Source organism: Tenacibaculum sp. XPcli2-G, from assembly GCF_024124505.1.
GTDB lineage: Bacteria > Bacteroidota > Bacteroidia > Flavobacteriales > Flavobacteriaceae > Polaribacter > Polaribacter mesophilus.
Map to the genome: position 1 here is coordinate 28486 of NZ_JAMXSH010000006.1, position 26642 is coordinate 55127.

Sequence of the window (26642 nt, forward strand, 5' to 3'; positions counted from 1 at the left end):
AATGATTATTTATGCAACAGCTTATTTATTTCTTACAGAAGTATAAGTATTTCTTATTTTTTCTATTCCTAGAAGTTATAGCTGTTGCATTAATCATTAACAACCATTCTTTTCATAAAAGTAAATTTATTAGCTCTACTAATTTCATTACAGGTGGGCTATATCAAAAATCATCTAACATATCGGGGTATCTTGACTTAAAAGAAACAAACTCTGTACTTGTTGAAGAAAACTTAGCGTTAAAAAATAAATTAGAAAAAATTAACACTTATCTTGATAGTGTTTCTGCTAATCAGATAATAGATACAATAAATCTCTATCAAAATTTCAACTACATTTCTGGAAAAATAATTAAGAACTCTTTTCACAAAGCTGACAACTTTTTAACAATTAACAGAGGTAAAAATTATAATGTTTTTCAAGAAATGGGAGTAATAAATAGCAAAGGGGTTATTGGTATTACTGACAATGTTTCTAATAAATTTGCTAGAGTACAATCTATTTTAAATTCAAAAAGCAATATCAACGCTAAGTTTAAAAATAACAATCATTACGGTACATTAACATGGGACGGTAAGGATTACAATATTGTACAACTAACCGACATTCCACGTCAGGCAGCTTTTAAAAAAGGTGATACTGTAGTTACTGGAGGAAGATCTACCATTTTTCCAAACGGGATACCTATTGGAACAGTCGTAAAAGTACCTGAAGAATTATCTGCGGTTAATAGTATAAACATTAAACTCTTTAACGATATGTCTAACTTAAGTCATGTTTATATAATAACCAACCTAAATAAAAAAGAAATAAAAACTGTAGAAAATAACAATGAATAAAACAGTATACTTAATATTTTTATTCGTTTTCCTCTTGTTACTACAAGTGTTGATTCTAAATAATATTTTATTTTTAGGCTATGTAAACCCTTACATTTATATTGTTTTTATTTTTTTATTCCCTATTAAAGAAAACAGGTTTTCTCTTTTATTAGTAGCTTTTTTATTAGGTTTATGTGTAGATGCTTTTTCTAACTCTGGCGGAATTCATGCTTTTTCTACTGTATTTATGGCTTATATCCGTCTATTTGTTTTTAAGGCTGTTTTCAAAAAAACATCATCAGATTATCTGCTCTTTAACCTAAGACATGAATCTTTTGATAAAGTATTTAATTATACAGCAATTTTAACATTAGTTCACCACTTCATTTTATTTAGTTTAACTAACTTTAGCTTTTATAACATTTCAAATGTGCTTATCAATACACTTTTTTCTAGTGTTTTTACGTTACTGTTGTATTTTTTAGGAAGTTTTATATTTAGGAAAAAACTCACATGAAAAGAAGTTTCTTACTTATATTTTTAATTACTCTTATTGGAATTGTTTATATCTGTCGACTATTTCAATTACAAGTAGTACACGGAGGTGAACAAAGCCTAACCAATAGTGCTACCATAAAAATTGAATACGATTATCCTGAACGTGGTTATATTTATGATCGTAATGGAAAATTGTTAGTCGCTAATCAATTATCTTACGATGTAATGATTACTCCCAAAGAAGTAGAACCTTTAGACACTTTAGAATTCTGCTCTCTTTTAAAAATCGACAAGGAAGATTTTATAAAACGTTTTAAAAAAGCTGAAAACTATGCGCGATGGCTTCCTTCGGTATTTCTAAAACAACTAGCCAAAGAAGACTATGCTTTTTTACAAGAGAAACTACCTAAGTATAAAGGATTCTATATACAAAAACGTATTATCCGAAACTATCCTATAAAATCTGCAGCCAATGTACTCGGATTTATTAGCGAGGTAAACGAATATGTAGCTAAGAATAGTGATTACTACGAACAAGGAGAATTAATTGGTAAGCTTGGTGTTGAAAAACAATATGAGAAAGAATTAAGAGGTATTAAAGGGAGAAAATACTTTAAAAGAAATAACCTAAATAAAATTACTGGTTCTTATAAAGATGGAAAATATGACACACTTGCTGTAGCTGGTAAAGATTTGACATTAACTATTGATAGTGAGTTACAACAATATGGAGAATTATTAATGTCTGGAAAAAGAGGAGGTATTGTTGCAATAGAACCTCAAACAGGCGAGATTTTAGCATTAGTAACCGCTCCTTCATATGACCCGAATTTATTGGTTGGAAGGCAACGCTCTCCTAACTCTGTAAAACTTTTTAACGACAGTATAAACATGCCAACTTTTGATAGAGGGCTGCAAGCAATGTATGCTCCTGGTTCGCCTTTCAAAATCCTAACCGGTTTAATTGGCTTACAAGAAGGTGTGATTGATGAAAACTCAGGCTTTTATTGTAATCACGGATATCGCTACGGTAAACGACCAAATGCTTTTATGGGATGCCACTGTAGAATTGTTGGACGACCTGTACGTCTAAAAACAGCTATTGCTAAATCTTGTAATACTTATTTTGCTAACACCTATAGGAAAATTATAGATAACTATGAAAACCCAACAATAGGAACTAATGCTTGGAGTGAACATGCAAAAAGCTTTGGGTTAGGTAACTATTTAGGTTACGATCTTCCTTCTGGTCAAAAAGGAAGAATACCAAATGGAAGATTTTACGACAGAAGTTATGATTTTAGATGGGGAGCTACTACAACAATTTCAAATGCCATTGGACAAGGTGAGGTAGAAACCACACCTATTCAGTTAGCAAACATGACTGCAGCTATTGCTAACAAGGGCTATTTTTACACCCCTCATATTGTTAAGAAAATTGAAGATAAACCTAATCTTGATTCAATATATACAACTCCTAGAAAAACAACAGTTTCCCCTGAACATTTCCCTATTGCTATTGAGGCAATGTATGAAACATTTACCAGAGGTACAGCTAGATATAGTCAAGTTAAGGGAATAGATATTTGTGGGAAAACAGGAACGGTTGAAAACTTTATTAGAGTAAATAAGAAAAAAGTTCAGTTAACAGATCACTCTATTTTTATAGCCTTTGCTCCAAAAGAAAACCCCAAAATAGCCATAGCTATTTTTGTAGAAAACGGAGGATATGGATCTACAATTGCGGCCCCTATTACCAGCTTACTAATTGAAAAATACTTAAACAAATCTATATCAAGAAAACATCTTGAAAACCGTATGATTAACCTAAGTCTTCAAGAAAGATATGACAATCAATTATTAATTCAAAAAAGCGATACTATTGCGACAGGAACGAAATAATATTTTTGCTGGAGTCGACTGGCTACTTGTTTTTCTCTATATACTATTAGTTGGTTTTGGATGGGTTAATATCTATGCTGCATCTTCTACAGAAGAATCGAGAGAAATTTTTGACTTTTCTACAAAATATGGCAAACAATTAATTTTTATAGGACTTAGTTTGCCAGTTATCATCTTCATCCTTTTTTTTAATTCAAAGTTTTACGAACAATTTTCCAGTGTTATGTACATTTTTTCTCTGGTTTTATTAGCTGGAGTACTTGTATTTGGTAAAAAAATTAATGGGGCTACTTCTTGGTATAATTTTGGAGGTATAGGATTGCAACCTTCTGAATTTGCAAAAGCTTTTACCGCACTAGCATTGGCTAAGCTAATGAGTGATCGTCAATACAATCTTAAACTAATAAAAAATCAGGCCAAAGCTTTTATAATTATCTTTTTACCAGCTTTTTTCATCGCATTACAACCCGACATGGGATCCGTACTAATATATTTCGCTTTCTTTTTTGTTTTAAACAGAGAAGGGCTTACGTTAGCATATATATTATTCGGAACAATTTCTATAATTCTATTCTTACTAACTATATATTTTGGAGCAAAGTGGGTTCTTATTTCATGTTTACTTGTAATAACACTTGTTGTTTTTTATGGAATCTATAGAAATAAGCGATTTTTTCGCTTCAATGTTATAAAAATAATTGGTTCTTACCTTTTTTCTATTTTTTTTATTTTGGGAATTAGTTATACTTATAATAATATATTAGGTCAACATCAAAAAGACAGGTTTGATATTTTATTAGGAAAGATACAAGACAACAAAGGTATTGGCTATAACTCTTATCAATCTGAAAAAACAATTAGTTCTGGTGGTTTTTCTGGAAAAGGCTTTTTGCAGGGAGATAGAACTCAAGGCAACTTTGTTCCTGAACAACACACAGATTATATATATAGTACAGTTGGTGAAGAATGGGGCTTTTTAGGGAGTTCTCTTGTCATAGTTTTATTTATGTTTTTGCTCTATAGGATAATCTACTTATCAGAAACACAAACTAATAAATTTGCAAGAATATATGGCTATAGTGTAGCTTCTATTTTCTTTTTTCATATTATTGTTAATATTGGTATGGTAATAGGGCTACTACCTACTGTAGGAATACCACTACCCTTTTTTAGTTATGGAGGATCATCTTTATGGGGATTCACCTTACTGCTATTCATTTTCATTCGTTTAGATGCTCATAAAAAATATGATTGGTAAATAAATTAAAACCATCTTTTTAAACATTAAAAAGAGAAATTGTAGTCTTTTTACTTACTTAAAGAATAAAAGTCAAATAATGGATCTCAAAAGTTGTTGTGGACTTGGATTTATAACATTATTTTTATTTCAAACGGTTCCAATAAAGAAGTCATAATTCAAACTTTCACTTTTCGTGTAAGCGTGTTTATTTACATATTAGGGACTAACGATAGATAGAAGAGATCATCTTAATAAATCGTGCATCAGAATTAGGATTTTGTAGTATAGGGAACTCATAGAAAAATAGAATTAGTTACTTTTTTAAAAGCACTTGTTTACCACATCAAGGATTACTACTCCATAGCAAATACGATAATTATTAATTATAATTTTATAAATAGGATTACCTAATGCTAGGACTAAATCTTTTAACACTAAAATAAAAGCGTTAAAAACATAATGTAGAGAGGTAAAAAAACAAAATTCTTCCTTTATAAATTAATAACAATCTTTGTATAAACACAATAATTGTGAATGCTACTAAATGGCTCTTTGTATTTAATATAAAATAAAAACGCTTCGATATTTTTATCGAAGCGTTTAACTATTAACTAACCTTAAAACTCTTATAAAGCGGCAACATGCTTAGCCAATTTAGACTTTAAATTTGCTGCTTTATTCTTATGAATAATGTTGTTCTTTGCTAACTTATCTAACATAGACACAACAGTCGAAAACATTCCTTCTGCTTCCTTCTTATCTTCAGTAGCTCTTAATTTTCTTACAGCATTACGAGTTGTTTTATGCTGATATTTATTTCTTAAGCGCTTTGCTTCGTTACTTCTAATTCTCTTTAATGCTGACTTATGATTTGCCATTCTATTAATACGTTAATTGTTTATAAAAAACTTGTAGTCCGTACGGGAATCGAACCCGTGTTACCAGGATGAAAACCTGGCGTCCTAACCCCTAGACGAACGGACCAAAACAATCGTTCTGATTGCGGGTGCAAATATACAATTCTTTTTGTTATCTGCAACTAAATTTATTTTTATTTTATTTATTTCAAAAAAAACAAATAAAAAGAACTTGTAGTCCGTACGGGAATCGAACCCGTGTTACCAGGATGAAAACCTGGCGTCCTAACCCCTAGACGAACGGACCAAAACAATCTTTTTGCGATTGCGGGTGCAAATATAAAAACTGTTTTTTATTACACAAAGCTTTTTTTTATTTTTTTAATATGCTTTTGCAAAAAATACTCTTTTTGTTGATGGTTTTCCTGTTAACACACATACTCCATTCTCTTCTTTTACATCATTAGGAATACATCTTATTGTAGCTTTTGTTAACTCCTTTATCTTATCTTCTGTTTCAATTGTACCATCCCAATGTGCTGATACAAACCCTCCTTTATTTTCTATCACATCTTTAAACTCTTCAAAAGAGTTTACTTCCGTAATATGATCGTTTCTGTAAATTAATGCTCTATTATATAAGTTCTTTTGAATTTCTTCTAATAAATTAGCTACAATATCTACCACCTCATCTCTAGAGACTGTTTGTTTCTCAAAAGTATCACGACGCGCTACTTCTACTGTTCCATTTTCTAAATCTCTTTTTCCCATTGCAACTCGTACGGGAACACCTTTTAATTCATACTCAGCAAACTTAGCACCTGGTCTAAAAGTGTCTCTATCGTCAAATTTTACTGATATTCCTTTAGCTCGTAATTCTTTTACAATTACATCTACTTTTTCAGAAATAGCATTTAATTGTTCCTCTCCTTTATATATAGGTACAATTACAACTTGAATTGGCGCTAGCTTTGGAGGTAGTACTAAACCAGCATCATCAGAGTGTGTCATTATCAATCCACCTATTAAACGTGTTGATACCCCCCAAGAAGTAGCCCATACATATTCTTGCTTTCCTTCTTTCGAGGTATACTTTACGTCAAATGCCTTAGCAAAATTTTGTCCTAAAAAGTGTGAAGTTCCAGCTTGTAATGCTTTACCATCTTGCATTAAAGCTTCTATTGTTAAGGTATCATCTGCCCCAGCAAAACGTTCACTCTCACTTTTAGCTCCTTTAACAACAGGCATTGCCATAAAGTTCTCAGCAAAAGTTGCATACACCTCTTGCATTTGCTTTGCTTCAGCTATTGCTTCTGCCTTTGTTGCATGTGCTGTGTGACCTTCTTGCCATAAAAACTCAGCAGTACGTAAGAATAAACGTGTACGCATTTCCCATCTTACAACATTTGCCCATTGATTTACTAGCAATGGTAAATCTCTGTGTGATTGAATCCATCCTTTATAAGTATTCCAAATAATTGCTTCAGATGTCGGTCGAACGACTAACTCTTCTTCCAATTTAGCCTCAGGATCTACACGTAGCTTTCCTTCATTATCTGGGTCATTTTGTAATCGGTAATGTGTAACTACCGCACATTCTTTTGCAAATCCTTCAGCATTCTTTTCTTCTGCTTCAAACAAACTTTTGGGCACAAAAAGAGGAAAATAAGCATTTTGATGTCCTGTTTCTTTAAACATTCTATCTAATTCTTTTTGCATGTTCTCCCAAATTGCAAATCCGTAGGGCTTAATTACCATGCAACCTCTTACTGCTGAATTCTCAGCTAAATCAGCTTTTACAATCAATTCGTTATACCATTTAGAGTAATCTTCGGCTCTTTTTGTTAAATGTTTGCTCATAATCAAAAGTTTGGCATAAATATTGTTATTTTTTATGCGTAAATTGTATCTGCAAAACTACATTAAAAAGGTAACAAGCCCAACAAAGAACTAATTTTTTGCAGCTCATAAAAAAACAATTTACTTTAACATAAAATAAAAAGTCATGAAGCTACATTACACCAAAACCAAACTCTCTTTTTATACCTTATCATTTTTGATAGCAGCTACCTTTATATCTTGTGGTTCTGCGCAAACGGTTACTGGTAGTGATGACGGTATTTATGCTGATGAAATAGAACAACCACAAAGTAAAGTAGTTGTTACTGATGATCGTGCATATGATAAATATCAAGAAAATTATTTTACCAAAGAAGTGGAACGTTTAGACGCTTTAAATGGTACTGATATTTTTACTGATATAGAAAATTATAAGTCTGAAAACGATGATTCTTATAATGATGAAGATATTATTTATGAAGAAGAACCTGAAACAAGAATTACATACAATGGTAATGAACCATGGGGTTATTCTGACAATAATGATGTAGTTATAAATATTAATACTTATCCAAGATGGGGTTATTACAACGATTGGTATTGGAATTATGGCTATGATTATTACAGACCTTGGTGGAGGCCTCGTTACTATGGTGGTTGGGCATATAACTCTCACTGGCACCCTTACCACTGGAACTCTGGGTTTTATGTAGGTTTAGGAGGAGGTTTCTATAACTCTTACTGGAACTCTCCGTATTACAGGTACAACCATTACAGACCATATAGATACTATAATAATCGCTATTATAGACGTCCTTACAGAGGTGCCAACTACTATAGAAGTCACAGAACTGCAACAACTTCTAGAAGAGGTTATACTACAGGTCGTAGAGGAACTACCACTTCTAGACGCTCTTCTGATGTTTACAGAAGAAGTGATAGTAGAACTTATCGTAACAACAGAAATACTCGTTCTACAAGAAATACGAGAAGCTATAATACTAGAAGAGGAAGCAACTCTAACAATAGAAGTATAAAACGATCAACTAGAACAAGAAGTTATAATTCTAACGGTAGTAGATCTACCCGTAGTTATAGAAGTACGCCTCGCTCAACAAGGAGTTCAAGAGGATATTCTACTAGAAATCATAGAGCTTCTAATAATGACGGTGTTCGTAAATCTTCATCAGTTAGAAATTCTAGAAGCTATACCAAGAGAAACCAATATTCTAATAGATCTGTTAGAAAGTCGTATTCTCCAAGAAACTCTAAAAGTTATTCAAAACCTTCTAGAAATTCTCGTAGTTACTCTGCTCCATCAAGAAGTACAAGAAGTTCTTCTACCAGAAGCTCAAGAGGAAGTAACAGAAGCTCATCAAGAAGCTCTAGAAGATAATCTTACATCAAAATTTCAAGATAAGTTTTAACGAATTAATGAAAAAATGAAAAGAATTTTAACTTTCGCGATAATTATCGCTAGTACGTATACTGCCTACTCGCAATCTTTGGGGTACAATGATTTAGGAATCTTATTTTCAAGAGACAATAATTATGGAACTGCTCGTTTTGAAGCAATGAGTGGAGCCTTTGGAGCATTAGGTGGAGACATATCTTCTTTTGGTATTAACCCAGCTGGTAGTGCCGTTGCCATTAAAAGTACTTTTGGGGTAACTTTAGGTAATAGAAACACTACATATACAGCTAAGTATTACGGAAACACAACAGAAACAGAAGATGATTTTTTTAACATTACCCAAGCTGGTGGTATTTTATCTTTTGACTCTGCTCATAACTCTGACTGGAACCGTTTTGCATTAACCTTTAACTATAGATTAAAAAGTGATTTTGAAGGTTTGTTTTCTTCACAAGGTAATAGTGGCCAGGCATTATTCAATGAACATCCTGATGATATTACCAATCAGTACGACAATGGACAAGAACAACGTTTTTTTAATTCTACCTACGGAGAGAGTAGCATTTTTGAGATGGGATTCTCTGCTGTACATCTAAACAAATTATATGCAGGAGCTAGTATAAAGTTTCATAACTTAAGCTTTGGTCAAGTTACAGAACTTAGAGAAGTTAATGAAGATAATAATGGTAACACATTAAACGCTTTTAATGTTCAAGATAGTTACTTTGAAGGTAGCGGAGTATCTTTTAGTGCTGGTTTTATTTACAAAGTAAATCAAAGCTTCCGTTTCGGGTTAGCTTATGAGACTCCAACATGGTATAATGAAGTTTTTGAAGACAGCAACTTAAACGTCTTCGACCCGAATGACTCTAGATATGATGATTGGATAGGTTACACTGAAATTTCAGCAACAAACCAAAATACCGATGTTAACAGTGGCGAAGAATTTAACTCAAACATTTTCAGACTAAGAACACCAAGTAAACTTACAGCCAGTGCAGCATTTGTTTTTGGTAAACAGGGTTTAATAAGTGCTGACTATACTTATAAAGATTACAGTGGCACAAAATATAGAGAGAACGCCCCTTATTTTATAGAAACTAATCAAAACTTTGATAATGATTTCAAAGGTACTCATTCCTTAAACATTGGTACTGAGTGGCGTTTTGACAAAATGAGTGTTCGTGGTGGTTATCATTATGAAGAAAGCCCTTATAAAAATGCTCTAGACGGTGATAATATTTCTGGTTTTTCATTAGGACTTGGTTATAATTTCGGAAACGTTAAGTTTGATTTATCATATACTAACTCAGAAAACAACAGTCCGTACCATATTTATAACTCAACTGCTGTAAATGTAGATCCTATTGAATTAACAACCGATACTTCTAGAATCTCTGGAACAATCACTTTCAGTTTATAATATATAAAAAAACATACAAGAAGAGTCCTGCTATATGCAGGACTTTTTATATATACATATCTCAGTTTTTTACCTTAATTTTGCTTCTTATTTACAACTTATGAGTTCAATAAAAATAAACATACAAGAAACTAATAACGAAACCATTCTAAAATTTGTTAGTAATAAAATATTAGTAAACGGTGGTAGTTATGAATACAATAATATAGACGAGGCTAAAAACTCTCCGTTAGCACAACAGCTATTTTATCTTCCTTTTGTAAAGAAGGTATTAGTTACAGCTAACTTCATTGCTATTCAACGATATGATATTGTTGAATGGAGCGATGTTGAAGAAGAGGTTCGCGAGCAAATAGAAGCTTACATCCAAGATGGTAATTCTGTAGTAAAAGAAGAAACTACCAAAAAAGATGCTGTTGAAGTATATGCTGAAGTTACACCAAATCCAGCTGTAATGAAATTCGGAACCAACAAAGCTTTAACACAAACTGATGTTGAGTATACTAATATTGAAGAAGCTAGCAAATCTTCTCCTCTAGCTCAAGCCTTATTTAGTTTTCCTTTTGTAAAAGAAATTTTTATTTCTGAAAACTACATTTCAATCACCAAATACGATATGATTGATTGGAATGAAGTATACCAAGAAGTACGTACTTTTATTCGTAGTTATATACAGGAAGGCAAAAAAATTATATCTGAATTACCAAAACAGCAAACTAAGCAAAACGTTGAAGTTCCTAAAGAGAATTTAACCGATACTGAAGCTAAAATTGTTGATATTTTGGATGAATATATAAAGCCTGCCGTAGCCTCTGATGGCGGTAATATTGCTTTTCAAGCATATGATGCTGATAGCAAAAGAGTAAGCGTTATTTTACAAGGAGCTTGTAGTGGCTGTCCATCATCAACAGTAACATTAAAAAACGGTATTGAAACTATGCTTAAAGAAATGTTACCTAATCAAATTAATGAAGTAGTTGCCATTAATGGGTAATTTACCGTAAACCTAACAAAAACATATGTCTGAAAAGATTAAACCATATAAAGATTCTGAATTAGGAAAGAAAGAGCAAGTAGCTCAAATGTTTGACAATATTTCTGAAGATTACGACGGCTTAAACCGTGTAATTTCTTTAGGAATTGATGTTAGCTGGCGTAAAAAAGTGGTAAAATTAGTAGGAGAAAATAAACCCCAACAAATTTTAGATATTGCTACTGGTACAGGTGATTTAGCCTTAATGATGTCTAAATTAAACCCTGAAAGAATTGTAGGGTTAGATATTTCTGAAGGAATGCTACAAGTAGGAAGACATAAAATAGCCAAGGCTGATTTATCTAATAAAATTAAAATGATTGTTGGAGATAGTGAAAACATTCCTTTTCCTGATAATACCTTTGATGCAATTACTGTTTCTTTTGGTGTTAGAAACTTTGAAAACTTAGATAAAGGCTTAACCGAAATATTACGTGTATTAAAACCTGGAGGTAAGTTTGTTGTATTAGAAACCTCAAATCCTACCAAGTTTCCTTTCAAACAAGGATATAAATTGTATACTAATTATATTTTACCTATTATTGGTAAACTCTTTTCAAAAGACAAGGTTGCTTACTCTTATTTATCAAAAACAGCAAATTCCTTCCCTTTTGGAAAGGCTTTCAACAATATTTTACAAAAAAACGGGTTTAAGAATGCAAAGAATATACCTGTAACGTTTGGTGTTGCATCAATTTATACCGCTTTAAAATAATATGTTAAAAAAGCTTTTACTTTTCGGAATTTTAGTAACGTCGTTTTCCACACAAGCGCAAAAAGAAAAAATATTGAAACTTCCTAGTTTTGACAAACCTCTTTTTCACTATGGTTTTTACTTAGGAGCTAATAATAATGGTTATAAAATTTCTTATGCTCCAAGTGATTTTGATAATGCTGAAATCGAAGTAGAGTCCTCTATTGGTTTTAATGTAGGTTTAATTGCTGACTTAAGGTTACATAATAATATTAACCTACGTTTTGAACCTGGTTTAATGTCTAACACCAAAACATTACGTTTTAAACATATACCTGGAGCAGAAAACGAAAAAACACGTGAGGTTGGAGCCACATACTTACACTTACCACTGCTGTTAAAATTTAGCACAAACAGGCTTAATAATATGAGACCTTATGTTATTGGAGGAGTTTCATACGATCATAACTTTTCAAGTAATGAAAAAAACAGTGATGATAATTTTGCTGGAGAATTTAGAACATCAACCACTAATTTCATGTACGAAGTAGGTATTGGTGTTGATTTTTACTTAAGTTATTTTAAATTCTCACCTTCTATAAGAGGGGTTTTTGCCATAAATAATGAGGCTATATACGATAACAAATCTCCTAGTCAATGGACAGACCCAATTAATTTCTTAGGAACTAGAGGAGTGTTTTTGCACTTAGCTTTTGAATAAGATTTCTTAAACATATATTCACAATAAAAAAAGGCTTTCTAAATTAGAAAGCCTTTTTAAGTTTAAAAATAATATGAAGTCCCCCGAAATCCTATTACTCTTTATTATTTAGACACAAAAAATTTTATTTGGTCACTTATTTTATAAATTATTTAATAATTTATTCAAAAACACAATAGATGTAAATGATTTATTTAAATTTTAAAATAAAAAAAGCCGCAAAAAGCGGCTTTTCATAAAGATTTCTCTTTATCAATCGGATAGAAGTCCCCCGAAATCTATCGTACTGTTAAAAACATTGTTTTTAGCGTTTTCAAAGATATAAAAAAATGTTAATTTTTATTATTTTTTATAACTATTTTATTGTCAACTACATTTTTAATTGGTAATATAACCTTTCCTGTATCTGTATTAATCGTAATACAAATATTATCTATTGCCACAACAACACCTTCTACTTCATCTATTATAACTTTTTCTCCTATTGATATATTCTTTCTTGAATAATAGCCAAAAAGTAATCTAGCAACAGCATCTCTAGCTCCAAAACCAAAAGCTAAAGTAAACGCTAGTAGTACAGAACCTATTAGTAATGTTAAATTACTTTTTATTACTGATGTGTCTACACCTGCTTGATCAAGAGCTGTTATAGATAAAAATATTACAATTAAATAAAAAGCAATATTTCCTACTAAATTTCCACCTGAAATTTCAAGAGACTTAAACATGGTTTGAATGGCTTTTTTTACCATTGTTCCTAAATATGCACCTGCCACAAAAATACCTACTGCTGTTAGTAGTTTTGGCAAATAAGCAAAAAAGCTTTTTATCCCATCAGAAACGACATTCATACCAAATACCTCTGCCCCAACCATTACAAAAATGAAAATTAAAAACCACTTTAAAACAGCTAAAATCACATTAGTTAAAACAATATTAATGGTACTGTTCCCAAAAATCTCTGTTTTGTTGAGTTTTTTAGACCATTCATCTATTTTAGTTTTTGATAAAGCCTTTCTAACGATATATAGAAATACTTTTATTGCCAGCCAAGAAACAATTACAAAAAGAATAAACATCGCTACAGTTGGTAATGTTTTAGCTATGTCTTGAAAAAGATTTAAAAAGGGGGCTAAAATATCTATTTGTAGAGTAATCATAATTTTTTGTAGTTAGAGTAGTTAAAATTTAGTTTTTAATCTTTTTTAGATTCGTTTTTGTTATGCGAACTGCTACTAAGCAAATCTACAATAGTACTCGGATATTTCACAACAAATAAATCTGCTATATCAATTGATAGCTTTATCATTGCTACATCATTAAGCACTTTATCTTTTAGCACTTCCGGTAACTCCTCGTTATGTAATATTTGTTTAAATGGATTATCCATAATTTATTACAGTTCGTTATACGCTTTCACTACTTTATCTTTAGCCCTTTTCAATCGCATCTTAACTGCACTTTCTCCTAAATCTAAACCTATAGAAATATCTTTAATACTCATATCATCCTGATACTTCATTAACAAGATCATTTTCTCTGAAGGAGAAATTATTTCAAGTGCTTTAGCTAGTTTATCTGATTTTAATTCAAATAGTGTAGCGTCTTCAATATCATCAATATTGCTTTCTTCTCTTATTTCATCAGTCACTAAGGTAACTTTTTCTTTTTTTTTCTCTTTGTTTCTTTGCACGTAATTAACACAAAAATTATACGTAAAAGAATACAACCAAGTAGAGAATTTAGATTTTCCTTTAAAAGTTCTCAATTTAACAAATAATCGTATAAAAACATCATGTGTTAAATCTTGTGCCTCTTCTTTACTTTTAGAAAAACTATAACACTTATTATACACCACACCTGCGTAACGGTCGTATAAAATAGCAAACAAATGAGTATCATTTTTTTCTACTATTTTACGAACCAAATCTTCGTCGTTTATTTTCTTTACATCAATACTCTCCAAGGGGCAGTATAGTTAGTTTTTCCTTCTTAGTTACGAATAAATTTAGACACTACTTTAATAATATGGTCACTTTAAAAAACATTAATACAATTCGTTTTAACATTTATTTAACAAATAGACGATTTTTTTTAAGAAACACAAAAATTTTGTAACATTATTGCAACCTCTTACGTATAAGTTAATGCAGAGTGATTGATAAATTAAAAATATATTTGAAGTAGATGAGACAACTTAAAATTACAAAACAGGTTACCAACAGAGAAACAGCCTCTTTAGACAAATACTTACAAGAAATTGGAAAAGTAGATTTAATTACTGCTGATGAAGAGGTAGAATTAGCGCAAAGAATTAAAGCTGGTGACCAAAGAGCTCTTGAAAAACTAACCAAGGCTAACTTACGTTTTGTGGTATCGGTTGCAAAACAATACCAAAATCAAGGATTAACACTTCCTGATTTAATTAATGAAGGAAATTTAGGTTTAATTAAAGCCGCTAAACGTTTTGATGAAACTCGTGGTTTTAAATTTATCTCTTATGCAGTATGGTGGATTCGTCAATCTATTTTACAAGCATTAGCTGAACAATCTCGTATTGTTCGCCTACCTTTAAACAAAATTGGTTCTATTAATAAAATTAATAAAATGTATGCTTTCTTAGAGCAAGAAAATGAGCGCCCACCAAGTGCTGAGGAAATTGCTAAGAAACTAGACATGACTGTTAATGATGTTAAAGAGTCTATGAAAAACTCTGGACGTCATGTATCAATGGATGCTCCTTTGATTGAAGGTGAAGATTCTAATTTATATGATGTATTAAACTCAGGTGAATCACCAAACCCTGACAAAACATTATTACATGAATCTTTACGTATTGAAATTAACCGCGCACTAGAAACATTAACTCCACGTGAGGCTGATGTTGTAAAATTATACTTTGGTTTGGGAGAGCATCAACCAATGACTTTAGAAGAAATAGGTGAAACATTTGATTTAACTCGTGAACGTGTACGTCAAATCAAAGAAAAAGCCATCAGAAGATTAAAACACACATCTCGTAGTAAGATTTTAATGACTTACTTAGGTTAATAACATAAACAACAACAAATAGTTATCGTAACTATTCGTTTTTTGATTAATGAATGAAAGCTCTCTAATTAGAGAGCTTTCTTTTTCATTTTAATGCCCTTAGTTTTAACTATATTTGCACATAATAACAACACAACAACTTATATATTAATGGAAAAACTTGTAGCCCCATCAATTTTAGCGGCTGATTTTGGAAATCTTCAACGTGATGTTGAAATGGTAAATGATAGTAAAGCAGATTGGTTTCATATTGACATTATGGACGGTGTTTTTGTACCAAATATTTCTTTTGGAATGCCTGTTTTAAAATCAATTACAAAACACGCTAATAAAACTATTGATGTGCACTTAATGATTGTAGATCCTGATCGTTACATTCAAACTTTTGCTGATTTAGGCGCCGACATTTTAACAGTACATTACGAGACTTGTACACATTTACACAGAACAGTTCAAGCAATAAAAGCAGCTGGTATGAAAGCAGGAGTAGCTTTAAATCCGCATACACCAATTGCAGTTTTAGAAGATATTATAAAGGACTTAGATGTGGTTTGTATTATGAGTGTTAACCCTGGGTTTGGAGGGCAATCATTCATTGAAAATACGTACAAAAAAATTCAACAGTTAAAGAACTTGATTGAATTTAGTGAAGCTTCTACTCTAATTGAAATTGATGGTGGTGTAACTGATCAAAACGCTAATAAACTTGTAGAGGTAGGTGCTAATGTATTAGTTGCTGGCAGTTTTGTTTTCAAAAGTGACAACCCAACCGAAACAATTGAAAATTTAAAAACTATTATAAATTAAAAGTCAAAGCGTATTTAGAAACGAATCTAAGTACGCTTTTGATTTAACAGCCCTTTAATCCCTTAAAAGGTACTATAAATATAATATAGACAATATTAATGTAATCTTTTTGAGGTTAACTTATTCTCCCCCACAAATAACATCATTCATACAAACATAGCCTCGAGGAAGTGGTTCACAGCTATGACACAAAACGTAAATCCATCCTCCATTAATTGATTTTTGTTCTGCTTTATTTAAAGCAATACCTAAGTTTGAAATGTTTTTAAACATAATAAAGTGTTTTAAGTTTCTCAAAAATAAATTCTAGAAAACAATTTAACTCACAAAAAACCATAATAAAAGTATGGTTTTATCGTAAAATTAAACTTTTCACACGGCTTATATTGAAGAAAAAGCTAAAACTGCTCTAATAAGTAATAAATTAAATCCGTGGTAGTTACAATCCCGACTAATTCATTATCATCAACAACTGGCAAAGCATGAAACTCTTTTTTAGCTAGAATTTCTGCTACCTCTTTAATTGTAGTACTAGAATTTACAGTTTCTAAGTTTTTTGCCATTACTTGATCTATTGTAAACATATTGTACACCACAGTATCAACGTCAGTTTCATTTTCATCAATTGCATCTGCAAAACTTATTCGTAAAAGGTCTGTATAACTTAACATTCCTTTTATTTCATTTCCGCTAACTACCGGAATATGTCTTATATGTTCTTTTTTAAATATTTTTTCTGCTGTCATTAAATCATCAGTACTACTTAATGTAATTACATCTTTAGTCATTATAACTGAAACTGGTGTTCTTTTTTTCATTTTAGTAAAGTTTTGTGTTATTATCTACTTCAAATTTCAGTAATAAAAACAAGTATAAACCTGATTAAAATCATAGATTATCATCTATTTTATTTCTATCTAAAATGTAATTATTTAACTATTTTTACAAAAACATTTTATCTTGATAGAAGATTTACAGAAATACTATGGTTATTTATTTGAAGAAGCATTATTAAAAGAAATAACTGATGTTGCAATAGCTAAAGAATTTAAAGCCAATGAAGTTATTATTGATATTGGAAGCTACATTACTTCTATTCCTTTGTTATTAAGTGGTGCTATAAAAATTTTGCGTGAAGATAAAGAGGGAGACGACTTAGTCTTATATTATATTGAAAAAGGTGATACTTGCGCTATGACACTTTCGTGTTGTATGGGACAGACTAAAAGTAAAATTAAAGCCGTGGCTGAAACTGATGTAAAGCTATTAATGATTCCTAAACAAAAAATGAGTGAATGGCTTAGTAAATATAAAAGCTGGCAAGAATTCATCTTACATAGTTATCACAGCAGATTACAAGAGTTTATTGATGCTATTGATACTATTGCTTTTCTAAACATGGATGAACGTTTATTAAAATACCTAAAAGACAAAGCCTTAGTAAATCAAAATGAAACAATTAGCGTAACACACCAACAAATAGCTAACGATTTACACACTTCTAGAGTGGTTATTTCAAGACTTTTAAAAGCTTTAGAAAAAAAAGATAAAATAGAACTAAATAGAAATCAAGTTAAAGTGTTAGAACTTTAACCCTGTAACTTAAGTTACATTTATTACAAGAGAATCGTTTTACCTTTATAGTAAAAAACGATGGGTAAATTTTCTAAAATAATTAAAGGCAACAAACCTGTTTTGATTGATTTCTTTGCCGAATGGTGCGGTCCATGTAAAATGATGGCTCCTATATTAAAAGAAGTAAAAAAAGATTTAGGAGAAAATGTTATTATTTTAAAAATAGACGTTGATAAAAATCAACAAATAGCCAATACCTACCAAATTAAGGGAGTTCCTACCTTTATGCTTTTTAAAGAAAGGAAGCTATTATGGAGACGATCTGGGACGTTACACAAGGATGATTTGATTCAAATTATTAATAGTCATGTGAAATAATATCATTATTTTTATTCCACCTTATTGCTACTAAAAAAACGTTCTTATTTAATAACCTCATAAACAATCTTCGGTATGGAAGACATGCTCTTTTATGATAGAATGCAGTTTGCTTTCACAATAACTTTTCACTACTTATTTCCACAACTAACCATGGGACTATCGTTGATGATAGTTTTCTTCAAATGGAAATTTTTAAGGACTAAAATTGAAAAATACAACGATGCTGCTAAGTTTTGGATGAAAATTTTTGCTTTAAATTTTGCTATGGGAGTTGTTACTGGAATCCCTATGGAATTTCAATTCGGAACTAACTGGGCTAAGTTCTCCGAGCTTACTGGTGGTATTATAGGTCAAACATTAGCTATGGAAGGAATGTTTTCTTTCTTTTTAGAATCTTCCTTTTTAGGGCTGTTTTTATTTGGAGAGAAAAAACTAGGACATAAGCTTCATTTTTTAACTGGATTCCTTGTCTTTTTAGGCTCTTGGGCGAGTGGTTTTCTAATTATAGCTACACATTCTTGGATGCAAAATCCTGTAGGATATGAAATACTAGCCAATGGTAAATTTGTACTAAATAACTTTTCAGCCTTGTTCTCAAACCCATGGTTATGGCCTTCTTATTTGCACAATCAGGCTGCTTCCTTGGTAACGAGTTCTTTCGTAGTAGCTGGCATTGGAGCTCTTTATCTTTTAAATAAAAAACACGTAGAATTTGGAAAATTATTTTTAAAAACTGGAGTTGTTTTTGGAGTTATAGCATCTATCTTAGTTGCTTTTCCTACAGGCGATTTAGCCGCTAAAAATGTCGTCAAATATCAGCCTATAACCTTTGCTGCTATGGAGGGTATATTTGAAACAGAAAAAGGAGGCTCTGAAATAGTGCTGATTGGACAACCAAATATGCTGGAGAAAAAACTAGACAATAAAATAGCCGTCCCTAACATCTTAAGCTTTTTAACCTATCAAGAATGGAATGCTGAGATTAAAGGACTCAATGAATTTGATGAAAAAAACTACCCAACAAATATACCTGGACTATATTATGCATATCATATAATGGTAGGTTTAGGAACTATTTTTATTGCATTAATGTTAGCTAGCATTGTACAGTTATTCAGAAAAAAATTATATCAAACAAAATGGATTTTATGGTCTTTACTCTTCATGATTCCATTTCCATATATTGCCAATACTACTGGCTGGTATACCGCTGAATTAGGACGCCAACCTTGGTTAGTTTATAACTTATTACGAACATCCGCTGGAGCATCTCCTACAGTATCTTCAGGAAACACTTTATTTACTCTTTTAGGGTTTATAGGTTTATACTTACTATTAGGAATGTTATTTCTAATTTTAGTAGGAAAAATCATTAACAAAGGACCTCAAACAACACATTAAATTATGGAACTTTTCTGGTATATAGTATTAGTTACGATGTTAACCATTTATGTTATTTTAGATGGTTATGATTTTGGAGCAGGAATTATTCACTTATTCTTTGCTAAAAAAGAAGAAGATAAAAAGAAAGTCGTAAAAGCAATAGGTCCTTTTTGGGATGCGAACGAAGTATGGTTAATCGCTGCAGGCGGTGTCTTATTTTTTGCTTTCCCCACTTTATATGCTTCTTCATTTAGTGGTTTTTATCTTCCTTTAATGATGGTTTTATGGTTACTAATTTTTAGAGCTATTGGATTAGAACTTCGCGGACAAATACATAATAGGATATGGGAAAGTATTTGGGACAAAGCTTTTGGGATTGCAAGTTTGCTTCTCGCCTTATTTTTTGGAGTTGCATTAGGAAATGTGGTACGTGGTGTTAATCTAGGAAATGTAGTAGATGGTGTTTCTACTCATGAAGCACATTACTTTTTCCTCCCTTTATGGAATTCGGAATTCTCTCCTCACTCTGAAACACTTGGAGTTATTGACTGGTTTACTTTACTTCTGGGAATTATTGCAGTGGTATCACTAACTATCCATGGTGCCAATTGGGTTATTTTCAAAACCAATGCTAGTATTAACAACCAACTAAAAAAAGTTGTTTTTACTCTTTCTTTTGTTTTATTAGGTTTAGTAATTATTTCATTAATCGCTTGGCATGTTATAGAGCCTAAACCATTTCATAATTTCATAGAGCATCCTTTTTTATGGATTTTCCCTCTGCTAACTTTTGTAGGGTTATTTGGTTTATTCAACGTAAAAAAGCACAAAAAACACATCACTGGTTTTTTATATTCTTCTTTGTTTTTATTAGGAGGTTTGGCAACTACAGTCGCTTCAATTTTCCCTAAAGTTTTACCTTCAACCAATAACATAAATCCCGATTTAACAATTTATAATGTAGCTGCTAACGAGTATGGTTTGTCCGTAGGTTTAAATTGGTTTTTTATAGCTGCAATCCTAGTAGTTGTTTATTTTGTTATTCAGTATAAAGTTTTTAAAGGAAAAATGGATGATGTAGACTATGGTGAACATTAGCATATTCTCTTTTGTATATTCTACATATCCTCTTTACTAAAAAACACACCCTGTGTAACTAAAGTTACTGACTACCGTATATGTTGCCACTAAATTTGCTGTTATAAAACAGTAAAAATGGAAACATCATATATTCGTTTATTTACGTTAGCACTTTTTATAACTGCTACTACCCTAGCTCAAACTAAAGTTTCAATTTCCAAAAGTGAGGTTTTGAAAAGAGTTCAGGAAAATAATACCTCTTTAAAAATAGCTGAACAAAACTATCAGCAAGCACGTGCCGATTACAAGCAAACCAACGTGTTCTTGCCAAATATTACTGCTTCTCATACAGGAATTGTAACTACGAATCCACTAATGGCATTTGGTAGCAAATTGAATCAAGAAATTTTAACGCAAGCGGATTTCAATCCAGATTTATTAAACAATCCAAAACGAACACAAAACTTTGCTACTAAAATTGAAGTACAACAACCTTTAGTAAACTTAGACGGTATTTACCAACGTAAAGCCGCTAAAACTAAAATGGAAGCAACCAACTTGCAGACGCAACATACTCAAGAATATTTATTACTTGAAGTTGAAAAAGCCTACATGCAATTGCAATTAGCTCACAAGGGAGTTTCGGTATTAGAAAAAGCCTTAAAAGCTACGGAAGCTAATCAACAAATGGCAGAAAATAGCTTTAAGCAAGGGTATTTACAACGTGCTGATGTATTAGCCGTTAAAGTTCGAGTTACCGAAGTAAAAAATCAATTACAAACAGCAAAAAGCAATATACTAAATGTTTCTAACTACTTGTCTTTTTTAATGAATGAAAAACAAAACAACATTTATGAATCCTCAGATAGTTTACAAGTACACTTAACGAATCAAGTTGCTGACATTACTATTTCTGAAAATCGTTCAGATATTAAAGCAATGGAATTAGCTTCTGAAGCCTATCAAAAAATGCACAAAGCTGATAAAATGGATTTTCTTCCTCGTTTAAATGCCTTTGGTAGTTACGAGTTGTATGATGATAAAATTTTCAACGCAGATGCTAGTGGTTATGTAGTAGGAGCTCAATTAACTTGGGACATTTTTAAAGGTTCTAAACGCTACGGAAAAGCACAGAAAAGCAAAGCTCAGTATGAAAAATCAAGATTAGAATACGAGCAGTACAAATCTAAAAGTCAATTAGAGTTAAACAACACTAAACGATTATTAAACGATGCTGAGGAACAATTAAAGTTAACCGAATTAGCCTTACAACAATCGGAAGAAGCCTTACGAATCAGAAAAAACAGATTTAAAGAAGGACTAGAAAAAACATCCGATTTATTAACCGCTGAAACACAATACGCTCAAAAACAATTAGAATATTACCAAACCGTATATCAATATAACTATACCAAAGCTTATTTAGATTTTTTAACTCACTAAGTGAGATTTAAAATGCTCCGACACTTGTGTCGATTTTTTAAAATCAATTTCCTTTGGATACCTCGTAGGTTTGCTTTGAGGTAGTAAACTAAAAAATAATCAATAGTAAAAACGAACAAATGAAAGCTATATATACAATCGCCCTTGCCATATCACTTTTAGTAGTAAGCTGTGATAAAAAAGAAACAACAAACAATAACAACAAACCAACAGTAGCTGTAAAAGTTGCTAAAGTAACTGCTAATGATACCAATCCGTTTATCACTGCAAGCGGAAAAGTAGCAGCTACCAACAGTGCTGAATTAAGTACTCGTATGATGGGTTATGTAACCAACATACATGTAAAAGTTGGTGATAAGGTAAATAAAGGTCAATTATTAGTATCAATCAATAACAGCGATTTACAAGCTAAAAAAGCACAAGTAGAAGCTAATGTAATTAAAGCACAAGCAGGATTTTCAAGCGCTGAAAAAGATTACAATCGCTTTAAAAACTTATTTGAACAAAATAGCGCTTCTCAAAAAGAGTTTGATGATATCACTGTTCATTACAATGTTGCCAAAGCGAATTTAGAAGCTGCTAAACAGCTAAGAAACGAAATCAATTCTCAGTTTGCTTATACGAATATCAGAGCCCCATTTTCAGGAGTGGTAACCAACAAATTTATCGATAAAGGTGCAATGGCGAATCCTGGAATGCCTTTAATTTCTGTAGAAGGAAAAGGCGGTTTTGAAGTAACTGCGTTAGTACCAGAAAGTGACATTTCTCAAATTAAAAAAGATACTAAAGTTGATGTTACTATCAAATCAATCAATAAAATGGTTACAGGTAACGTATCAGAAGTAAGTACCTCAGCAAAAAATACGGGTGGACAATACTTAGTTAAAATTGACCTAGATAAAACAGATAAAAAGTTGTTATCAGGAATGTTTGCAACAGTTCAGTTTCCTGTTGAAAAAACACAAAAAAGTACTGACATGGTTTTAATTCCGTCAGAAGCTTTAGTACACAAAGGACAATTATCAGGAATTTATACGGTAAGTCAAAGTAATACTGCTGTGTTGCGTTGGTTACGCTTAGGAAGAACTTTTGGAAATCAAGTAGAAGTATTATCAGGTTTATCAGCCGATGAAAGTTATATCATTTCTTCTGAAGGTAAACTTTACAACGGAGCGAACATTACAATTCAATAAAATCAATTTGAAAATTTGAAAATGAACCAATCACACCATTTTCAAATCATCAAATCAACAAATTTTCAAATTATATAAAATGAAAGAAGGTATAGCAGGAAAAATAGCCAAAGGGTTTATAGGCTCTAAACTTACCATACTATTAATGGTCGTGTTTATGGTAATTGGAGTGTACAGTTCTTTTTTAATTCCGAGAGAAGAAGAACCACAGATTGATGTGCCTATGGCTGATATTTTTGTGGGATATCCAGGAGCGAGCCCTACAGAAGTAGAATCGAGAGTTATCAAACCCTTAGAAAAAATAATTTCGAACATCAAAGGAATAGAGTACGTATACTCTACTTCAATGAAAGAACAAGGAATGGTCATTGTTCAGTTTTATGTGGGCGAAGACATTGAACGTTCGTTCGTAAAACTATACAATGAGATTAACAAGCATATGGATCAAATGCCGAAAGGGGTTACCATGCCTTTGGTAAAGACGCGTGCGATTGATGATGTGCCTATGTTAGGGTTAACATTATGGAGTGAAAACTACGACGATTATCTATTAAAACAAATAGCACAAGAACTTACCAATGAAATTGAAAAGGTAAATGATGTAGCGATTACTCAAAAAATTGGAGGTAGAAATCGTGAGGTTCGTGTGGTAGTAGACAAAGATAAATTAGCTGCAAGTGGATTAGACTTTCTATTGGTTACTGAAATGTTAAAATCCAGCAATCAGCAACTAAGTGCGGGGAGTTATGATAAAAACGATACCGAGTTTTTAGTAACTACAGGAAAGTTTTTACAATCTGCTGAAGATGTTAAAAACTTAGTGGTTGGAGTACAACAAAATCAACCGATTTATTTAAAACAAATCGCGAACGTAATAGACGGACCAGAAATTCCTAAAAACTATGTAAGTTTTGGTTATGGACAAGCAAGTAGTAATGCTTCAACGTATCAATCAGAATACCCAGCAGTAACCATTTCGGTAGCAAAACGAAAAGGAGCGGATGCTATGCAAATTGCCGATGTAATTTTAGCGAAGGTTGATCATTTACGTACCAACTTAATTCCTAATGATGTACATGTTGAAATTACCCGTAACTATGGTGAAACAGCATCACAAAAAGTATCAGAATTATTATTACACTTAATCGGTGCCATTATAGCTGTAACTTTAGTCGTAATGTTAGCCATGGGATGGCGCGGTGGTTTAGTGGTTTTCTTATCAGTTCCCATCACCTTTGCGCTTACCTTGCTAAGTTACTACATGTTAGATTACACCTTAAACAGAATTACCTTATTTGCTTTGGTATTTGTAACAGGTATTGTGGTAGATGATTCCATTATTATTGCAGAAAATATGCACAGGCATTTTAAAATGAAACGACTGCCGTTTAAGCAAGCTGCCTTATATGCTATTAACGAAGTAGGTAATCCAACTATATTAGCAACCTTTACCGTAATTGCTTCAGTATTACCAATGGCATTCGTTTCTGGATTAATGGGACCTTATATGAGTCCGATGCCTATTGGAGCTTCTATCGCCATGATTTTGTCATTATTTGTTGCATTAACAATTACTCCATATTTAGGATATATTTTCTTACGCGAAAAAGACAAGCACGGTGTGGAGGAAAAGGTAGAAGAAGATGAAACCAAAGCAATGCAAAGTACTTTGATTTATAAGTTGTATGAACGATTCGAGCGTCCGCTTATTGAAAATAAAACCAAACGTTGGGCATTCTTAGGAATCACTATTGCTCTACTGCTAGGTTCTATGTCGTTATTCTTTACCAAATCAGTCGCTGTAAAAATGTTGCCTTTTGATAACAAAAACGAATTTCAAGTAGTCATTGACATGCCTGAAAGTACTACTTTAGAACGTACCGATGCGGTAACTAAAGAAATAGCACAATACTTAGCTACAAGACTAGAAGTAGTAAACTACCAAAGCTATGTGGGTACTTCTGCACCTATTACGTTTAACGGATTGGTTCGTCATTACGACTTACGCGGGGGTAGCAATATGGCGGATATTCAAGTTAACTTAACTGATAAACATGATAGAAGTGAACAAAGTCATGATATTGCAAAATTGTTCAGACCAGAAATTCAAGCTATTGCAGCTAAATTTAATGCCAATGTAAAATTAGTAGAAGTTCCACCTGGACCACCTGTACTATCTACTATTGTTGCGGAAGTATACGGACCAGATTATGACAAGCAAATTGAAATCGCCAATGAAGTTCAAAATATCTTACACAATACAGACGATGTGGTAGATATTGATTGGATGGTAGAAGACAATCAAACTGAATACGAATTTGTAATCGACAAAGAAAAAGCAATGTTATATGGCGTAGCTCCTCAACAAATTGCTTACACTTTAAACATGGCACTATCTAACAGAGCGGTTTCAACTTTATATGATGAAGATGCTTCTAATCAAGTAGGAATTGTATTTGCTCTGGATGAAAAAGAAAAATCTTCTGTGCAAGACATTGCTCAATTGCAAATTAAATCGAAACACGGCAACCTAGTTTCTATAAGTGATTTGGTTTCTGTTGAAGAAAAAAACAGTGCAAAAAGTATTTATAGAAAAAATCAAAAGCGTGTAGTATATGTGATGGCTGATATGGCTGGGGAATTGGAAAGTCCCGCTTATGCTATTTTAGGAATGGAAGAAAAATTAAAAGAAATTCTACTTCCAAAGGGATATGAATTGAACGAATTATACATTAAGCAACCCGATTTTGAAGATGATTACACCGTAAAATGGGATGGTGAATGGCAAATTACGTTAGAAGTTTTTAGAGATTTAGGGATTGCCTTTTTAGGAGTTATCATTATTATTTATATGTTAATTGTAGGATGGTTTCAAAACTTTAAAGCTCCAATTGTAATGATGGTTGCCATTCCCTTATCAATGGTAGGAATTATTTTAGGACACTGGATGATGGGTGCTTACTTTACTGCAACTTCATTTATTGGAATGATTGCCCTCGCAGGAATTATGGTACGAAACTCCGTCTTACTTATTGACTTTGTCAACTTACGTTTGGCAGAAGGAGTTCCGCTAAAGCAAGCTGTGATTGAAGCTGGTGCAGTACGTACCACTCCTATCCTATTAACAGCAGGTACGGTAGTTATTGGCGCATTTGTAATCTTATTCGACCCTATTTTTCAAGGGTTAGCCATCTCTTTAATGGGAGGAACCATTACAGCTACTGTGCTTACCTTATTAGTCGTACCACTAGTATATTATTTAATTGAGCGTAAAAATTATAAGTAAC

At 32.0% G+C, this 26642-nt stretch carries 25 protein-coding genes and 2 tRNA genes; 18 read left to right on the forward strand and 9 right to left on the reverse strand.

Annotated features, from left to right (window positions below):
* The first annotated feature begins 11 nt into the window (after nt 1–11).
* From mreC to rodA, 4 genes are read left to right on the forward strand one after another with little or no spacing between them, the layout of a single operon-like run.
* Complete coding sequence (mreC, locus tag NH341_RS13700) at nt 12–839, forward strand: rod shape-determining protein MreC (RefSeq protein ID WP_253057247.1); 828 nt, start codon at nt 12–14, stop codon at nt 837–839.
* Nucleotides 832–1338: a rod shape-determining protein MreD gene (gene mreD, locus NH341_RS13705; RefSeq protein ID WP_047790401.1), complete on the forward strand. Its 507-nt coding sequence runs from the start codon at nt 832–834 to the stop codon at nt 1336–1338. Before mreC ends, mreD begins: the two co-directional genes overlap by 8 nt.
* The gene (mrdA, locus tag NH341_RS13710) at nt 1335–3221 is read left to right on the forward strand and encodes a penicillin-binding protein 2 (RefSeq protein ID WP_073184324.1); all 1887 of its coding nucleotides are present in this window, start codon (nt 1335–1337) and stop codon (nt 3219–3221) included. The genes mreD and mrdA overlap by 4 nt, the downstream gene beginning before the upstream one ends.
* Nucleotides 3202–4479, forward strand: a complete 1278-nt coding sequence (rodA, locus tag NH341_RS13715) for a rod shape-determining protein RodA (protein WP_047790399.1) — start codon at nt 3202–3204, stop codon at nt 4477–4479. Before mrdA ends, rodA begins: the two co-directional genes overlap by 20 nt.
* A gap of 608 nt (nt 4480–5087) precedes the next feature.
* Here rodA and rpsT read toward each other — a convergent pair.
* The 4 genes from rpsT to proS all read right to left on the reverse strand — a co-directional run bounded on the left by rpsT (nt 5088) and on the right by proS (nt 7178).
* Nucleotides 5088–5339, reverse strand: coding sequence for a 30S ribosomal protein S20 (gene rpsT, locus NH341_RS13720; RefSeq protein WP_028891217.1), 252 nt, complete (start codon nt 5337–5339; stop codon nt 5088–5090).
* 34 nt (nt 5340–5373) lie between these two features.
* Nucleotides 5374–5445 (reverse strand) — tRNA-Glu (locus NH341_RS13725).
* A 108-nt stretch (nt 5446–5553) separates the two neighbouring features.
* Nucleotides 5554–5625 (reverse strand) — tRNA-Glu (locus NH341_RS13730).
* 74 nt (nt 5626–5699) lie between these two features.
* Nucleotides 5700–7178: a proline--tRNA ligase gene (proS, locus tag NH341_RS13735; protein WP_073184319.1), complete on the reverse strand. Its 1479-nt coding sequence runs from the start codon at nt 7176–7178 to the stop codon at nt 5700–5702.
* Between the two features lie 145 nt (nt 7179–7323).
* Between proS and NH341_RS13740 the strand changes: the two genes are divergently transcribed.
* The 5 genes from NH341_RS13740 to NH341_RS13760 all read left to right on the forward strand — a co-directional run bounded on the left by NH341_RS13740 (nt 7324) and on the right by NH341_RS13760 (nt 12442).
* Entirely contained in the window at nt 7324–8553 is a 1230-nt protein-coding gene (locus NH341_RS13740; protein ID WP_167712377.1) for a hypothetical protein, read from the forward strand.
* Between the two features lie 46 nt (nt 8554–8599).
* Complete coding sequence (locus NH341_RS13745; RefSeq protein ID WP_047790396.1) at nt 8600–9994, forward strand: OmpP1/FadL family transporter; 1395 nt, start codon at nt 8600–8602, stop codon at nt 9992–9994.
* A 100-nt stretch (nt 9995–10094) separates the two neighbouring features.
* Entirely contained in the window at nt 10095–10988 is an 894-nt protein-coding gene (locus NH341_RS13750) for a NifU family protein (protein WP_159495183.1), read from the forward strand.
* Between the two features lie 25 nt (nt 10989–11013).
* Nucleotides 11014–11742 carry a bifunctional demethylmenaquinone methyltransferase/2-methoxy-6-polyprenyl-1,4-benzoquinol methylase UbiE gene (ubiE, locus tag NH341_RS13755; RefSeq protein ID WP_047790394.1) on the forward strand — a complete coding sequence of 243 codons (729 nt, stop codon included), beginning with the start codon at nt 11014–11016 and terminating at the stop codon, nt 11740–11742.
* Nucleotide 11743: 1 nt separating this feature from the next.
* On the forward strand, nt 11744–12442 hold the full coding sequence (locus NH341_RS13760; RefSeq protein ID WP_047790393.1) for a porin family protein: 699 nt from the start codon (nt 11744–11746) through the stop codon (nt 12440–12442).
* Nucleotides 12443–12774: 332 nt separating this feature from the next.
* Here the strand turns inward: NH341_RS13760 and NH341_RS13765 are convergent, their stop codons facing one another.
* The 3 genes from NH341_RS13765 to NH341_RS13775 are packed head-to-tail and all read right to left on the reverse strand — an operon-like array spanning nt 12775 to nt 14408.
* Nucleotides 12775–13602, reverse strand: a complete 828-nt coding sequence (locus NH341_RS13765) for a hypothetical protein (RefSeq protein ID WP_047790392.1) — start codon at nt 13600–13602, stop codon at nt 12775–12777.
* Nucleotides 13603–13637: 35 nt separating this feature from the next.
* Nucleotides 13638–13832 carry a hypothetical protein gene (locus NH341_RS13770; protein ID WP_047790391.1) on the reverse strand — a complete coding sequence of 65 codons (195 nt, stop codon included), beginning with the start codon at nt 13830–13832 and terminating at the stop codon, nt 13638–13640.
* Between the two features lie 6 nt (nt 13833–13838).
* Complete coding sequence (locus NH341_RS13775) at nt 13839–14408, reverse strand: RNA polymerase sigma factor (RefSeq protein WP_159494737.1); 570 nt, start codon at nt 14406–14408, stop codon at nt 13839–13841.
* 221 nt (nt 14409–14629) lie between these two features.
* Between NH341_RS13775 and NH341_RS13780 the strand changes: the two genes are divergently transcribed.
* Together NH341_RS13780 and rpe are read left to right on the forward strand one after the other, a co-directional pair.
* The gene (locus NH341_RS13780) at nt 14630–15493 is read left to right on the forward strand and encodes an RNA polymerase sigma factor RpoD/SigA (RefSeq protein ID WP_028891227.1); all 864 of its coding nucleotides are present in this window, start codon (nt 14630–14632) and stop codon (nt 15491–15493) included.
* 150 nt (nt 15494–15643) lie between these two features.
* Nucleotides 15644–16300, forward strand: coding sequence for a ribulose-phosphate 3-epimerase (gene rpe, locus NH341_RS13785; RefSeq protein ID WP_159615068.1), 657 nt, complete (start codon nt 15644–15646; stop codon nt 16298–16300).
* A 120-nt stretch (nt 16301–16420) separates the two neighbouring features.
* Here the strand turns inward: rpe and NH341_RS13790 are convergent, their stop codons facing one another.
* Together NH341_RS13790 and NH341_RS13795 are read right to left on the reverse strand one after the other, a co-directional pair.
* Nucleotides 16421–16573 (reverse strand): hypothetical protein, encoded by a 153-nt coding sequence (locus tag NH341_RS13790; protein ID WP_156167105.1) that lies wholly within the window; start codon nt 16571–16573, stop codon nt 16421–16423.
* Between the two features lie 125 nt (nt 16574–16698).
* A complete protein-coding gene (locus NH341_RS13795) occupies nt 16699–17118 on the reverse strand; it encodes a CBS domain-containing protein (RefSeq protein ID WP_047790388.1) in 420 nt (139 codons plus the stop codon).
* 142 nt (nt 17119–17260) lie between these two features.
* On the opposite strand from NH341_RS13795, the gene NH341_RS13800 reads away from it, so the two are divergent.
* The 7 genes from NH341_RS13800 (at nt 17261) to NH341_RS13830 (ending at nt 26641) form a co-directional block, all read left to right on the forward strand.
* Nucleotides 17261–17893, forward strand: coding sequence for a Crp/Fnr family transcriptional regulator (locus tag NH341_RS13800; protein WP_047790387.1), 633 nt, complete (start codon nt 17261–17263; stop codon nt 17891–17893).
* A 60-nt stretch (nt 17894–17953) separates the two neighbouring features.
* On the forward strand, nt 17954–18253 hold the full coding sequence (trxA, locus tag NH341_RS13805) for a thioredoxin (protein ID WP_159615069.1): 300 nt from the start codon (nt 17954–17956) through the stop codon (nt 18251–18253).
* 75 nt (nt 18254–18328) lie between these two features.
* On the forward strand, nt 18329–19657 hold the full coding sequence (locus NH341_RS13810; protein ID WP_047790385.1) for a cytochrome ubiquinol oxidase subunit I: 1329 nt from the start codon (nt 18329–18331) through the stop codon (nt 19655–19657).
* 3 nt (nt 19658–19660) lie between these two features.
* Nucleotides 19661–20737, forward strand: coding sequence for a cytochrome d ubiquinol oxidase subunit II (cydB, locus tag NH341_RS13815; protein WP_159494741.1), 1077 nt, complete (start codon nt 19661–19663; stop codon nt 20735–20737).
* Nucleotides 20738–20854: 117 nt separating this feature from the next.
* The gene (locus tag NH341_RS13820) at nt 20855–22162 is read left to right on the forward strand and encodes a TolC family protein (protein WP_253057249.1); all 1308 of its coding nucleotides are present in this window, start codon (nt 20855–20857) and stop codon (nt 22160–22162) included.
* A 119-nt stretch (nt 22163–22281) separates the two neighbouring features.
* Complete coding sequence (locus NH341_RS13825; RefSeq protein ID WP_253057251.1) at nt 22282–23355, forward strand: efflux RND transporter periplasmic adaptor subunit; 1074 nt, start codon at nt 22282–22284, stop codon at nt 23353–23355.
* Nucleotides 23356–23434: 79 nt separating this feature from the next.
* Nucleotides 23435–26641 (forward strand): efflux RND transporter permease subunit, encoded by a 3207-nt coding sequence (locus tag NH341_RS13830; RefSeq protein WP_253057253.1) that lies wholly within the window; start codon nt 23435–23437, stop codon nt 26639–26641.
* Nucleotide 26642 lies beyond the last annotated feature (1 nt).

Bases quoted from the DNA above. Each gene is read 5' to 3' on its own strand.
- mreC (WP_253057247.1), top strand. From the start codon at position 12: ATGCAACAGCTTATTTATTTCTTACAGAAGTATAAGTATTTCTTATTT.
- mreD (WP_047790401.1), top strand. From the start codon at position 832: ATGAATAAAACAGTATACTTAATATTTTTATTCGTTTTCCTCTTGTTA.
- mrdA (WP_073184324.1), top strand. From the start codon at position 1,335: ATGAAAAGAAGTTTCTTACTTATATTTTTAATTACTCTTATTGGAATT.
- rpsT (WP_028891217.1), bottom strand. From the start codon at position 5,339: ATGGCAAATCATAAGTCAGCATTAAAGAGAATTAGAAGTAACGAAGCA.
- proS (WP_073184319.1), bottom strand. From the start codon at position 7,178: ATGAGCAAACATTTAACAAAAAGAGCCGAAGATTACTCTAAATGGTAT.
- NH341_RS13740 (WP_167712377.1), top strand. From the start codon at position 7,324: ATGAAGCTACATTACACCAAAACCAAACTCTCTTTTTATACCTTATCA.
- NH341_RS13745 (WP_047790396.1), top strand. From the start codon at position 8,600: ATGAAAAGAATTTTAACTTTCGCGATAATTATCGCTAGTACGTATACT.
- NH341_RS13750 (WP_159495183.1), top strand. From the start codon at position 10,095: ATGAGTTCAATAAAAATAAACATACAAGAAACTAATAACGAAACCATT.
- ubiE (WP_047790394.1), top strand. From the start codon at position 11,014: ATGTCTGAAAAGATTAAACCATATAAAGATTCTGAATTAGGAAAGAAA.
- NH341_RS13760 (WP_047790393.1), top strand. From the start codon at position 11,744: ATGTTAAAAAAGCTTTTACTTTTCGGAATTTTAGTAACGTCGTTTTCC.
- NH341_RS13765 (WP_047790392.1), bottom strand. From the start codon at position 13,602: ATGATTACTCTACAAATAGATATTTTAGCCCCCTTTTTAAATCTTTTT.
- NH341_RS13770 (WP_047790391.1), bottom strand. From the start codon at position 13,832: ATGGATAATCCATTTAAACAAATATTACATAACGAGGAGTTACCGGAA.
- NH341_RS13780 (WP_028891227.1), top strand. From the start codon at position 14,630: ATGAGACAACTTAAAATTACAAAACAGGTTACCAACAGAGAAACAGCC.
- rpe (WP_159615068.1), top strand. From the start codon at position 15,644: ATGGAAAAACTTGTAGCCCCATCAATTTTAGCGGCTGATTTTGGAAAT.
- NH341_RS13790 (WP_156167105.1), bottom strand. From the start codon at position 16,573: ATGTTTAAAAACATTTCAAACTTAGGTATTGCTTTAAATAAAGCAGAA.
- NH341_RS13795 (WP_047790388.1), bottom strand. From the start codon at position 17,118: ATGAAAAAAAGAACACCAGTTTCAGTTATAATGACTAAAGATGTAATT.
- trxA (WP_159615069.1), top strand. From the start codon at position 17,954: ATGGGTAAATTTTCTAAAATAATTAAAGGCAACAAACCTGTTTTGATT.
- NH341_RS13810 (WP_047790385.1), top strand. From the start codon at position 18,329: ATGGAAGACATGCTCTTTTATGATAGAATGCAGTTTGCTTTCACAATA.
- cydB (WP_159494741.1), top strand. From the start codon at position 19,661: ATGGAACTTTTCTGGTATATAGTATTAGTTACGATGTTAACCATTTAT.
- NH341_RS13820 (WP_253057249.1), top strand. From the start codon at position 20,855: ATGGAAACATCATATATTCGTTTATTTACGTTAGCACTTTTTATAACT.
- NH341_RS13825 (WP_253057251.1), top strand. From the start codon at position 22,282: ATGAAAGCTATATATACAATCGCCCTTGCCATATCACTTTTAGTAGTA.
- NH341_RS13830 (WP_253057253.1), top strand. From the start codon at position 23,435: ATGAAAGAAGGTATAGCAGGAAAAATAGCCAAAGGGTTTATAGGCTCT.